This is a genomic window from Bellilinea sp. (assembly GCF_034432615.1).
Lineage (GTDB): Bacteria > Chloroflexota > Anaerolineae > Anaerolineales > Anaerolineaceae > Bellilinea.
Genome location: NZ_DAOUBL010000034.1, coordinates 1 through 12,011, shown reverse-complemented (window position 1 = coordinate 12,011; position 12,011 = coordinate 1). Strand labels below are relative to the sequence as shown.

Sequence of the window (12,011 nt, the reverse complement as noted above, 5' to 3'; positions counted from 1 at the left end):
GAAGGTACTCCGCAAAGCTCGGTAAACATTCAACCAGAACCCACCCCCTCTCCAATTCGCAATGTGGATGTCTGGTGGGCATTGTTCTTTGGTGAATAAGCAATTTATCTGGTTGCATGCTGTCATCATCCTGATTTGAGGGTGATGGTGCATTTTTGATGCCAGCTAGGCAGGGCTGCCGGGTTCTTCTGGTTTTTCTCCCGATAACAAACGGTGAAGAACCACCAGTGTGAGATCGTCACTCGGCGGAGTGCCTTCACGAAAAGCGGTCAGTTGTTCGCGAATAAACTCAAGGAAAACAGCCGGGCTGCTCTTGGGGGCTTGTGCGAGAATTGCTCGCAAACGTTGCTCACCAAAGGTTTCCCCGGCGGGTGAAAAACTTTCGGTTACGCCATCGGTGTAAAATATCAGCCAGTCTCCCGCTTCAATGGAAAGCACATGATCACTTAATTTGTTCGAGGCATAAACACCGAGTGCCATGCCCCCTTTGGGAAATTCCTCAACAGAACCATTTGCATGACGCAGAATGAAAGGTAAATTATGACCGGCGTTTGCGTATCTTAAGGTGCCGTCTTCAGCGTTGAAAATGACAAAGACCGCCGTCACGAACATTGTGTTTTGAGGCTCAAAAGTTAGCGCCCGATTAACCCTTTCCAGGACGCGGGCGGGAGATTCGGCATTTTGTGAAAAAGCGCGTATCAGGGTTTTGGTGACGGTCATATATAAAGCGGCCGGCATGCCCTTATCGGACACATCGGCAATCACAACGCCAAAGCGATCCCCTTTGATGCGGAAGACATCGTAAAAATCTCCACCCACCTCGCGAGCGGTCTGCCAGTGGATATCCAATTCCCAGCCGGGAACTTTCGGCAGGCGATGCGGCAAAAAGGTTTTCTGAATTTGACGGGCAAGTTGAATTTCCCGCTCTAACCGCTCGCGTTGAATCATCTCCCGGTTCAGGCGGTCATTTTGAATGGCTAACGATACCTGTTGGGCGATTCCAGAGAGGATTTCCAGCCGCCGGTCATGGAATGAAAGCGGCACGTTGGATTCGCTGGCAACCAGTACCCCGTAAAATTCACCCTTTACCGATAGCGGCACACCGAGCACCCATTGATCCTGGGGGTCGTATTGTCGTTCAATCTCTTCTGCGGGCAGCAGGCAATCGAGGGTTTTCCAGTTTTGAATTGAAAAATCGGTTTTGGTGGTTTTGCAGGCGATGAGCTGTTCGCTTTCCAGAACCGCATCAAGCAACGGAAATTCACCGAGACGATAAGTTTCCCCTTCGATCATCATTTCTTCCCGCTGTGAACCGGTGAACACTTTGGCAGTGCGGAAGAGTTCCAGATGTTCTTCCCATAAGTAAATAACACATGAGTCAATGCCGACCAGAATGGGCATCAGGTGGACGATTGTGTCGAGAATATCCTCCAGATTATTCTGGCTGACCACTGCCTGGGCAACCTGAAGCATTACAGCTGTAACATAAGCCTCTTCCTGTCGGGCTTCAATCAGCATCAGGTTTTCCATGGCTAAGGCAGTTTGACGGGCGATTCCTTGCAGCAAATCCAGCGTTTGCTGATCGAAAATTCGATTAGAGTGTAAATTGTTTTCCGGTGTGTGGGCAACTAAAAAGGCACCCAGCAACCGCCCGCGGGAGATCATCGGCAATATGACCAGTGTGCCACTCTCTTCATCCACCCCCGCTTCAGCCAGGTGTAACTCTTCGGAAACGTTCTGTATAAAAATAATTTCGCGGGTTTCGACCAGTTTTGCTACGAGGGGGATAGAAAGATCATAGGTGAGTGTTCCAGGTTTGTAAGCTAGGTTCAGCCCATGCTCGGAGAGCAGGGTAAAGACCTGACGGTTTTCGTCCCAGACGAAAAAGGCGCATTTTCTTACCCCTACCAGCATGGGTGTCAGCCTTGCCATGGTATCCAGCAGTTCTTCGACGTTCTGGGTTCCCTGGGTTGCTTCCGCAATTTGTAAAAGGATGGTTGAAATCCACGCCTGTTCTTGAGAAACCATGAATAGACGATTGTTTTGGATTGCAACTGCGGCATGGTTTGCAAAAGTCATGGTGATTAAACTGGCTTCACTTCCATACCGTCCGGGCAGGTGGTGGGCGATGGTCAATAACCCCAGGGGTTCATCTCCGGCGCGTAAAGGGGCTGCCAGCGAAGAATAATCAGAGGGAAAATCGAGCGCTTTGCCCAGCGGACCGATGGGGTCGGTTGGCTGGCGGATCAACGGAGAAGTCGCCTTCAATGCTTCCAGCAAATAATGACGGGCTTGAGGGTTGGATTCAATCACCTCCCACACTTTATCGGCAGGAGCGCCATGTACAGCAGCCAGCATCAGATTCGGAGTTTCATTCATCTCGCTGCCGGGCTGAATCAACCAGATTGCCGTTGCTTCACATGGCAGGCTGCGGTCAACCTCGTTGAGAATCCTTTCCAGCAAATCCGGCAAAGCCACATTCGCAGAAACAAGTCCGGCAATTTCGCGGAATGAGTCGGCAACCTGACGCCGCCACACCTCGGAGCGGTACAACCGCGCATTGCGAATAGCGATAGCGATTGTGGAACCCAGTGACTCCAGCAGAGGGATATCGCGAATATCGAAACTGTTAACCTGATCGGACTGTAAGTCCAAAACTCCGAGGATTTCGCCGGCATAAGCCAGCGGGATAGCCAGCTCAGCTCGGGTATCGGCTGGGGGAAGGGTGGATGGGCGGTAAAGGGGTTCCTGATTGACATCATTAGCCAGTAAGGTTTGGCCGGTGCGTGCTACCCATGGGATAATGCCGTGCGGGTCATCCCAATCGTACATGACCTGATTTTCCTCTAAAGCCTGACTGCGAGCGCCGCTGCCAGCCTCGTAAATCAATTTTCTTCTACCGGGGTGGAGAATGAAAATATGCACGTACGGATAGCCGAAGTGCTGCTGGATGGCCTTGACTACCTCTTCCAGCAACTCGTCAAAATCCAGAATCGAGGTGAGCTTGTGCGTGATATCCAACAGTGCAGAGATTTGCTGAGTGCGTTTTTCTAACCCGTTAATCAGCTGCATGCCTTCTAGTGCGAATGCCAGATAGTCCGCCAGGGCATGGAGGACTACCAGATCAACATCATGGAAGGCATCTTTCTCATCACTTTGCAGGTCAAGCACACCCAAAATGCGATTGCCAATTTGAATGGGAATGGCGGCCTCGGCTTGAACGGCTTCCAAACCCGGCAGTGAACGGTAATGAGGGTCGCTGTCAACTCGTTGGGCAATGACTTCTACACCACTCTCGGCTACCTGGCCGATTATCCCTTGTCCGGGATGGATATGGAGTGATGCCAGCTGGCCGGTAATTTCTTTAATCTTTGAAGCACTGGCGCGATGAATCAAGATCTTGGCAAGCGGATCGAAGGTATAAATAGAAACCAGAAAATAATTAAATTTTTCCAGAATAGTATTGCTCAGGTGCTGGCAAAATTGATCGATATCACGCAGCCGGGTTACCTCAGAACTGACTTTCCGCACCAGCGATAATTGTTCAAGACGCCATTTTTTGATGATTGCCTGCCGAAGCACCTGCATGGCCAGTGCTGCATGAGAGGCAATTCCTTCTATATATTCGATTTCAGACTTGCTGAAGGGGACTTCGCTGGAGCGCCAGACAAGCAATACTCCCAAAAGATTATTTTGGGTTACGAGAGGTACGGCTATTTTCAGAGGGAGTTCTTTTGTGTGGGGTGCAGAGTGGGATAAAGGAGTATCCAGGACTGTCTTTCGCTTCGAATAGCATTCCTGCACAATGGCGGGGGTATCATCCGCCGGGATCGTCTTTAAATTGTTTTCGCCCGGCAACGGATAAAATGGTTTTGCCAGCCATAACTCAGCGCTAGCCGTCAATTTGGTTTCGATCCATTGGCAAATCCATTCACACTGACTTGCCACGGCAGGCTGTGCCAGCAGCTCTTCACCGAAGCGGAGAAACTCTTTCCAATCCGGTTTAATCGTCTGCCTGGGAGCGGGGCTCATTAACTCATTGTGCCTTTGTTCTTGATCAGTGTAAGGATGTTGTAGCCTTCACGATGATCATAATGGACTTCATCCATCCACTGGTGAATGAAATACAATCCCAATCCATGGTCTGAACGATTTTTCAGAGGGACATTCTTTTTTGGTTTTTCGATCTTTTTGGGTTTGAATTTCTTTCCGTGATCTCGCAAAGTGATAATCAAGGAGTTTGCGGTGATTTCGTATGAAAACTCGATTTCACCTCGATCTTCTCCACCGTAAGCATGTTCAATGATATTGGAACAGGCCTCATCTACGGCTGTTTCTACACCGTAAGCAGCACAAGAATCCAGCCCAAATTCTCGGGTAGCAATTTGAACCAGTTCTGCAATTTTAGCCAGGCTTTCATATTTGCCCGGAAAAACGAAGGTGGGCATTAATCCAAAACCTGTACCTTAAAAGTTACCCACCGCCGAGACGGTATCGTCAAAAATCTTGAAGAAGGGAGTAAAACCCGCAAGATCAAGAGCGGAAAGGATGTTCGGTTGAACGTTCGCCAAAACGACCTCGCCACGGTTATAGCGTTTGCAGGTTTTTTGAGCGCCGATCAAAACCCTCAAGCCGGCACTGGAGATGAAATCCAAATCCTGGAGGTCTAAAACAATCCGAAAACGCCCCGCGTCAGTGATTTCGTTGATTTTCTCGGCAAGACGAGGAGCAGTGGAACTATCCACGCGACCGGATACTTTTACCACATCACAGCGCTTGAATTCTGTGTGATTAATTTCCATGGATTTCCTCCAGTGATTTTAGATTAAACATTCGTTGTGTAAATTATATCATGACAGTTCATGCCGAAGTGCTTGACAAAATCAAGGCTATCCCAATTCTTGCTTTTTAGTGTAGAATACTTCTCGTGATCCTGTAATCACCATCCCAATCTCACCGGAGAATAATCCTAAACCCGGAAATGGAGCAGGAAAAATCATGAGTGGAAAAAATTCGCCTCAAAGCGTAATCGATTCCTATCGCAAACGCCAGAAGATGATGCCCTACCTTACGTGGGGTTTGGCGGGGTTGCTGGTTTTGATGGGGATCATCCTGATTATTTTGTGGGTCAGCGGAGGGAGCCGGCCGCAAATTGCCCTGTTTTCCTCGCCCACACCCACAGCCACCTCCACGCTCACCCCAAGCCCGGTGCCGCCAACTGCAACCGTGACGATGACACCAACCGAAACCGAAACGCCCACACCGACGTTAACATTTACGCCTTCGGGGCCATTTGAATACACGGTGCAAAGCGGTGATACCTGTTTTGATCTGGCAGTCAAGTATGAAGTGGATTTACTGGTGCTGCTGGCGTTGAATAACTTCCCCGCCGGACAGTGCCCAATTCGTGAGGGAGATAAAATTCTCATCCCGGCGCCCAATCAGACTTTGCCAACTGAAACACCGCTCCCCACTGGTTTGCCGCGCGGGACACGCATTGAGTATGTGGTCAAAACCGGAGATACACTGGATTATATTGCCTCGCTGTTCAATTCCACGGTTGATGACATCATGCTTCAAAACAAAATCACGGATAAAAATCTCATTTCCGCCGGGCAAACTCTAATCGTGCGGGTGAATCTGGTCACACCCACACCAACCCGTCCGCCAACATTGACCCCAACGGCTGGTGCTCAGCAGCCAACTGCAACGCCATCACCGACCAGCGGTTCCTGATGATTTTTTGAAGGTGACGATAAAGGGGCTTTTTGAAAAAAGTGAAAGCCCCTTAATTTTTTCCTAACCATAATATGGTATAAATCTCCCTCGAAATCGGCATTTGGAGTATATCTAAAGACCCATGCAAGAACATACCCACACCGCCAGTCCGGGTTGGGCGGTCCGCTTGTTACCGCGTTTCCCTTTATTTGTTTTGATCGCGGTGTTGATGCTGGCGGTTATCGCCCGCCTGCAACAAGTCTTCAACTGGCAGGGAGTGTTGCTTTTAGCAGTTGTAGATGGGGTGAGTAATTTTTCCGCAGTTTTTTTAGGAATATTTATAGAAGCTGCTCCATATCTACTGTTAGGGACACTTGCTTCCGGAGTGGTGGAGGTATTTTTTAGCGCAAATGAACTGAGCCGTTTGTTGCCACGCAATCGCTTTCTTGCTGTTGGATTAGGTGGATTGCTCGGCTTGTTCTTTCCAGTGTGTGAATGTGGCAGTATTCCGCTGGCGCGCCGTTTAATGACAAAGGGTATTCCGGTACCGGTTGGGATAGCCTTCTTGCTGGCAGCGCCGGTGATAAACCCGATTGTAATTGCCAGCACTTTTGCGGCTTTTGGTAATACCCCCATTTTTTGGCTTCGCTTTGCGTTCACTTTACTCATTGCGGTTGGGGTTGGCTTGTTGTTTATGATTGAGCCCGACTCAACCCGAATCATCCGTTCGGTTAATGTAGAAGGGACACATTCCTTCCATTTTCATCTTGAACACGAAAATCAAGAACAGCCACTATCCTTGAAAGAAAAATTAAAAAAAATCATGCTCATTGCCGGGGATGAATTTTTCGAGATGGGGCGTTTTTTGGTCATCGGGGCTTTACTGGCTGCTCTGATGCAGACCGTTGTTCCGCAAACCTGGCTGCTAGCGTTGGGACAGGGTCCGGTTCTTTCGGTGATTGTACTCTCCATGCTGGCTATGCTGCTTTCAGTATGTTCCACGGTGGATTCGTTTATTGCACTGGCTTTTACGGGTACTTTTTCCACTGGAGCGGTGCTGGCTTTTCTGGTTTATGGGCCAATGGTGGATATCAAAGCCACTTTGATGTACCTGCGGGTTTTCAGGCGGCGAACCGTAGTGGTTTTGGTTATCTTGCCGTGGCTGCTTACGCTGGTTTCCAGTGTGGCAATTAACCTGTGGATGAGGTGACGGTGACTGCACGGGCTGGAAGAAGTTTTCAAGCTTTGATTTTGGCGCTGATGGGGCTGTACTTACTCAGCCGGGTTTGGAATGGCAGCATTCTGCTGTATATCAACCAGCGTTTTGTGTTTTTGGTGTTTTTTGCTGGCTTGTTATTTGTCGTTCTTGCGCAAGTACTTTATGCGGAACGCATATCTGGTCAAGGTGATGATCAAACCATGGCGGATAATCCTGGATTAAATATGTGGTGGCTGGCGATCCCAATACTGATTGGTTTTCTCATTCCAGCCAGGCCGTTAAGCCCATCTGCGGTGGCTAACCGGGGGATCAGCATTGATGCACCCCTCTCCGCACGCATTGAGGATACCGCCAGTATCCTATCACTTAGCCCTACCGAACGAACAGTGCTCGACTGGATCCGTTTATTCAGTTTCAGTGAGAATGTACAGCAATTTGTTGGTCAGCCGGTTGATGTTACGGGATTTGTGTTTTCGGATGGGCGCTTGACGGCCAATCAATTCATGGTGGGGCGATTTACCATTACCTGCTGTGTGGCAGATGCGACTGCCCTGGGGATGATTGTTGAATACCCGCAGGCTGCCGTGCTCAAAGAACACAACTGGGTGCGTGTGCAGGGCAAAATTGACTTAATCGAGCGGGATGAGCGATTATTCCCCGTAATTCTTGCCGAATCGGTTGAGGCCGTCCCTCAGCCTGAACAACCGTATCTCTTTCCATGAAACTGGGTCGGTTTGAGAAAATCACATTGTTGACGATGGCGGTGCTGGCGCTGGCGCTGGCGGTCCTGGCACTGGTCAGCTATCAAATCGGATTGCCGGAACCGCAAATCGTTTTTCCTTCCGAAAGTGGAATGATTGGTGGGCGTGGACCGGTTGAGGTGCGATTTCAACAGGAGATGGAACGGTTTTCGGTCGAAAGCAGGCTCTCTTTTGAGCCGGTATGGCAGGGAAAATGGCGCTGGCTGGACGACCGCACCATTCGGTTTTTCCCCAATTCCACGCTGGGCGAAGGAACCTTGCTGAAACTGGTATTGGCAGAAGGGGCGCGCAGCCGGGATGGCAGGTTGCTGCGTCAGCCGTTTGAGGTGGATTTACGGATCCGTCCCGCTTCGCTGGTCTTCCTGAGCGACCCGCTCTATTCACCGGAATTACTGCAATTAGACCCGCTGACCGGCGAGAAACATGCGATTACTACCAGCGCCGGCCGGGTTTTTGATTTTGCTGTTTCACCGGATGGAGAAAAAATTGTCTATTCCAGAATCAACCTCCGTGATGGCAGTGACCTTGTCTTAATTAATCGCGATGGCTCGGAGGAAAAGGTACTGGCAGAGTGCGGTGATTATGCCTGCATCGAACCGACCTGGACTGCAGATGGCCGCTATATCGCATATACCCGTTATGAGAGCGGACTGACCGCCAGTCTGGTTGAAGGTATTGGAAAAATCTACATCATTGATGTGGAAAATGGTTCGATCAATTTGCTGTTTAATAATCCCGGCTTATACGGTTCTCTGGCGGTTTTCTCCCCCGACGGTTCAATGGTTTCGTTTTATGATTTTGGAGAACAAGCCATTCGTCTGGTCAATTTGGAGGATGGCAGCAGTTCCATCATTCCCAGCCGGGTAGCCGGCCGGGGCAGCTGGTCACCGGATGGCAGCACCTTGATTGTTGCCGATTGGGATGGGGAGGGAACAATTCCGATCAGCACCCTGTTCCGTTTGGATTTGCAAACCCGTTCTGTAAGCCGCTTTTTTGACGATTCATTTGAAGTATTAGGGGTTTCCTTGCCGATGTGGTCACCGGACGGCGAGCTGGTGGTGTGTGGAATTCAAACCCAAAGCCGCCAGGAGGGAAAACAATTGTGGTTGTTTGACCGCAACGGTAAACCGATCTTGCAGATCACGAATGACTCGCAGATGAATTATTCCTCTTATCAATGGTCGCCAGACGGGCAGAGGGTGGTGTTTCAACAAATTAATTTGAGCCAGTCAAACGATTCGCCCAAAATTCTCATATGGCACCGCGCGGATCAAAGGATCGAAACCCTGTTTGAAAATGGTGTGTTCCCCCAATGGATGCCGTGAGGAATTAAGGTCAACCTGTATCTGCGGGAAATCGGCTCAGTGCAAGACGAATTTCTTCAATGACTTGCGGGTTGGTTTCGGAAAGCAGAGCGTCTTGCAATACAATCCAGGCTTGCTGATTTCCAATCTGACCAATGGCCCACGCTGCATGAGCGCGAGCCAGAGGTTCGCTCTCTTTTTTCAGGCAATCGGCCAGTTCTGGCAGGTTTTTCTCATCGCCTAAATTGCCGAGTGCAACTGCGATATTCCGCAAATAACCGCGCCTTTTTGCCCGTTGGATGGAACTCTGCTTGAATTTTTGCTTGAACTGGGCTGATGATAAACAAATCTCTTGAGTCAGAACTGGGCGGGCGGTGTTGTCTCTGGCTGAGAAAGCCGGATCATGCTGCGGGGAAGCAAAGCGAATATTCCACGGACAAACCTGTTGGCAAATATCACAACCAAAAACCCACTGGTCAAGAGCCGGACGTAATTCGATTGGAATCCCGCCTTTGTTTTCAATCGTCAGGTAGGAGATACACCGCCGGGCATCCAGTGTCCGGTTCGGCAGGATGCAACGGGTTGGACAGGCTTGAATGCAACGCTGACAGGTACCGCAAAGGTCCAATGAGAAGGGCGGGTCGGGTTCAATAGCGAGGGTGATGAACAGTTCACCCAGCAAAAAATAAGACCCCATGCGCGGATGGATCAAACAGGTGTTTTTACCGATCCATCCCAGACCGGCGCGTTGGGCTAAATCCCTTTCCAGAACGGGTCCGCTGTCGGTATAAATTTTCCATTCGAAAGAAAGCCCGTGGTTTTGTTGTAAGGAAACAACAAGTTCACTCAAACGCGAGGGGATGATGTTGTGGTAATCTTCCCCCCATGCATAAGCAGCAATTTTCCCGCTGGGTTGAGCAGCGGCTTGTGGGGCATCTTCGGGACGCGGATAACGCATGGCGGCCACAATAATGCTCTTGACACCGGGCAAAATCAGGCGAGGATCGGCGCGGCGGGCAACGGCATCCGGTCGTGAAAGATATGTCATTTCGCCATGCAGACCCTGCGCTAACCAGTTTTGATAAACCGTAAATGAGGCCGGAGGTGATGGATCCGTAAATCCAACGAGATCAAAGCCGAGACGGGATGCCTCGGCTTTGATGAACTCTTTGATGTTTTGCGAAACCTGTGCCATCTGGAGGCGGATTACGGAGTGGGTGAAGGTGTTTCCGTTTCAGTCGGGGCCGGTGGCGGGGTGTTGGTGGCAGGAGCAGTCGTCGGGGTTGGAGTGGGTACGCTACCAGAAACCTTAATGTTCAGGGTCAGGGTATAAAAATTTTGTCCTTCGGCATTGGTCAAGACCCAAATGGTGGTGTAATCGCCGGCTTTGGTGGGAGCTTTCATGCTCAACACCAGATCTAAGTTTTCATTGGGCTTGACTTCCTTGGGAAAACGAAAATCCGATGCTCCAAATCGTAATGTGGCATCTCCCAAAAAGAATCGCACTTGATAGGCAGTTGTCCAGGTGGTTGTCCCCACGTTTTTCACCGTCCAGGTCAGGGTAAAGGGCTGCTCCGGGTACATTGCCGTGCCGTCAAGGGGGGACTGGCTGACAAAGTCCGCCCGGTCTGCTACCGACGGACGAGTAGCGGTTGGTGGAATGGTGGCGGTAGGTGTTTCGGCGCTGGTGGGAGAAACTGCCTGAGTCGGTTCAGGGGTGTTGGTAGGCGGTAAAGTCACTGTAGGGGTGGCGGTTGGCATGCTGGCGGCAGTCTGAGTCAAACCGGCGGCGACTGTTTCGGCAGCCTGTGTGAAAATCATAGCGGGGTCGGTTGTTGGTGTAGCCTCTGAACGGCTGCAAGCCGAGAGCAGCAAGCTTAACAGCAGTGCTCCCATGGCCGCCTGTTTCAGAAATTTTTTGATGATCATAATTCTTCCTCCAATTCTTAAATCTTTCTCAATGATACTTGCCATTTGGCTGGCAGACAATCCCTCGATTCTGTACTGAGCCACTCAAATTGTCAAGGTTTTATGGCTCAACAGGTTGCCAAACTGGAGTATCCGAAGAAGAATTGGGAAGACGATTGGAAAAACCGTATCCTTCGCGAAAGGTGAGGTAGGTGATTGCTCCGGGGTTAATTCTGAAACGAGTCTGGTAATCGGTTTCGTTATAAGAAAACTGAAGGTTGTATTCACCGGCCGGCAGGTCGCTCAGCACCAGATTCTCGCGATAATAATCATCACTGTTGACGCTTTCGGGTGCGTAAGTTCGTACCACCCAACTTCGCTTAAGCTCAGATGATGAAACCCGCACATCCAGCAGGCGGATGAGAGATCCGTCGGCTTTCATCCACCTCCCGACCAGAACACCCCACCCCTGTGGAGGTGCCAACCAGAGTTCGGGATTGCGCGAAACATAGTAACTGTTTCGCTCCAGTCTGACTTCAAAATGCAGGTGAGGGCCGGTGGTAAAACCGGTGTTTCCGACGATGCCCAATTGATCACCCGCTCTCACAGTTTGCCCGACCGAAACATCCACGCGGTCCATGTGAGCGTAGATGGTGTATAACTGACGGCGATCAAATCCAAAATTATGACGGATGGCGACCGCAATCCCGTAGGGATCATCCGGCGAATCGGGTCCTTTGTAAAGTCCAATCCCGGCCCAAACAACCGTACCGTCTGCAGCTGCGATCACCGGCGTACCGCGTTTGGCATCAATATCAATGCCGGTGTGGACAATATTTGTACCGGTAAAATAATAACCGTAGCGGTAATCTGCCAGCGGCCAGTTGACTTCATCGGCGGCAATTGGGCGAATGAAGTAGAAATGATCGTGAGGATCGACCGCCCATGGTACCTCGTAAAGCGGTGGACGCCAAAGAGAAATTGGCGGATCTGCCGGTGTTGGGAAGGTGAATTTAAGCGGCTCTTCGGCTTCTAAAGCCTGCCAGGCCGTTTCCGTATTTGGGGAAGAAAGATTGGTATCGGGTAGGGGTGTGGCGATGG

10 protein-coding genes are annotated in these 12,011 nt (G+C 50.4%); 4 read left to right on the top strand and 6 right to left on the bottom strand.

From position 1 onward, the window contains the following. Positions 1-165: 165 nt before the first annotated feature. Genes VAE48_RS01585 through VAE48_RS01575 form a run of 3 tightly spaced genes read right to left on the bottom strand, consistent with a single transcriptional unit; the run spans position 166 to position 4,802 of the window. The gene (locus tag VAE48_RS01585) at positions 166-4,032 is read right to left on the bottom strand and encodes a GAF domain-containing protein (protein ID WP_322791555.1); all 3,867 of its coding nucleotides are present in this window, start codon (positions 4,030-4,032) and stop codon (positions 166-168) included. Next, positions 4,032-4,448: an ATP-binding protein gene (locus tag VAE48_RS01580; protein ID WP_322791554.1), complete on the bottom strand. Its 417-nt coding sequence runs from the start codon at positions 4,446-4,448 to the stop codon at positions 4,032-4,034. The genes VAE48_RS01585 and VAE48_RS01580 overlap by 1 nt, the downstream gene beginning before the upstream one ends. Positions 4,449-4,466: 18 nt before the next feature. Further along, positions 4,467-4,802: an STAS domain-containing protein gene (locus tag VAE48_RS01575; protein WP_322791553.1), complete on the bottom strand. Its 336-nt coding sequence runs from the start codon at positions 4,800-4,802 to the stop codon at positions 4,467-4,469. 196 nt (positions 4,803-4,998) lie between these two features. Between VAE48_RS01575 and VAE48_RS01570 the strand changes: the two genes are divergently transcribed. From VAE48_RS01570 to VAE48_RS01555, 4 genes are all read left to right on the top strand, one after another. Further along, on the top strand, positions 4,999-5,736 hold the full coding sequence (locus tag VAE48_RS01570; RefSeq protein WP_322791552.1) for a LysM peptidoglycan-binding domain-containing protein: 738 nt from the start codon (positions 4,999-5,001) through the stop codon (positions 5,734-5,736). Positions 5,737-5,860: 124 nt separating this feature from the next. Continuing rightward, a complete protein-coding gene (locus VAE48_RS01565; protein ID WP_322791551.1) occupies positions 5,861-6,928 on the top strand; it encodes a permease in 1,068 nt (355 codons plus the stop codon). Positions 6,929-6,930: 2 nt separating this feature from the next. Then, positions 6,931-7,659, top strand: coding sequence for a TIGR03943 family putative permease subunit (locus VAE48_RS01560; protein ID WP_322791550.1), 729 nt, complete (start codon positions 6,931-6,933; stop codon positions 7,657-7,659). Next, entirely contained in the window at positions 7,656-9,023 is a 1,368-nt protein-coding gene (locus VAE48_RS01555; RefSeq protein ID WP_322791549.1) for a hypothetical protein, read from the top strand. The genes VAE48_RS01560 and VAE48_RS01555 overlap by 4 nt, the downstream gene beginning before the upstream one ends. A 10-nt stretch (positions 9,024-9,033) precedes the next feature. Here VAE48_RS01555 and queG read toward each other — a convergent pair whose 3' ends face one another. The 3 genes from queG to VAE48_RS01540 form a co-directional block, all read right to left on the bottom strand. Further along, positions 9,034-10,197, bottom strand: a complete 1,164-nt coding sequence (queG, locus tag VAE48_RS01550) for a tRNA epoxyqueuosine(34) reductase QueG (protein WP_322791548.1) — start codon at positions 10,195-10,197, stop codon at positions 9,034-9,036. An 11-nt stretch (positions 10,198-10,208) separates the two neighbouring features. After that, entirely contained in the window at positions 10,209-10,931 is a 723-nt protein-coding gene (locus VAE48_RS01545; RefSeq protein WP_322791547.1) for an NBR1-Ig-like domain-containing protein, read from the bottom strand. Positions 10,932-11,031: 100 nt separating this feature from the next. After that, positions 11,032-12,011, bottom strand: a 980-nt coding sequence (locus VAE48_RS01540; protein WP_322791546.1) for a M23 family metallopeptidase, incomplete at its 5' end; no start/stop codon positions are given.

Bases quoted from the DNA above. Each gene is read 5' to 3' on its own strand.
- VAE48_RS01585 (WP_322791555.1), bottom strand. From the start codon at position 4,032: ATGAGCCCCGCTCCCAGGCAGACGATTAAACCGGATTGGAAAGAGTTT.
- VAE48_RS01580 (WP_322791554.1), bottom strand. From the start codon at position 4,448: ATGCCCACCTTCGTTTTTCCGGGCAAATATGAAAGCCTGGCTAAAATT.
- VAE48_RS01575 (WP_322791553.1), bottom strand. From the start codon at position 4,802: ATGGAAATTAATCACACAGAATTCAAGCGCTGTGATGTGGTAAAAGTA.
- VAE48_RS01570 (WP_322791552.1), top strand. From the start codon at position 4,999: ATGAGTGGAAAAAATTCGCCTCAAAGCGTAATCGATTCCTATCGCAAA.
- VAE48_RS01565 (WP_322791551.1), top strand. From the start codon at position 5,861: ATGCAAGAACATACCCACACCGCCAGTCCGGGTTGGGCGGTCCGCTTG.
- VAE48_RS01555 (WP_322791549.1), top strand. From the start codon at position 7,656: ATGAAACTGGGTCGGTTTGAGAAAATCACATTGTTGACGATGGCGGTG.
- queG (WP_322791548.1), bottom strand. From the start codon at position 10,197: ATGGCACAGGTTTCGCAAAACATCAAAGAGTTCATCAAAGCCGAGGCA.
- VAE48_RS01545 (WP_322791547.1), bottom strand. From the start codon at position 10,931: ATGATCATCAAAAAATTTCTGAAACAGGCGGCCATGGGAGCACTGCTG.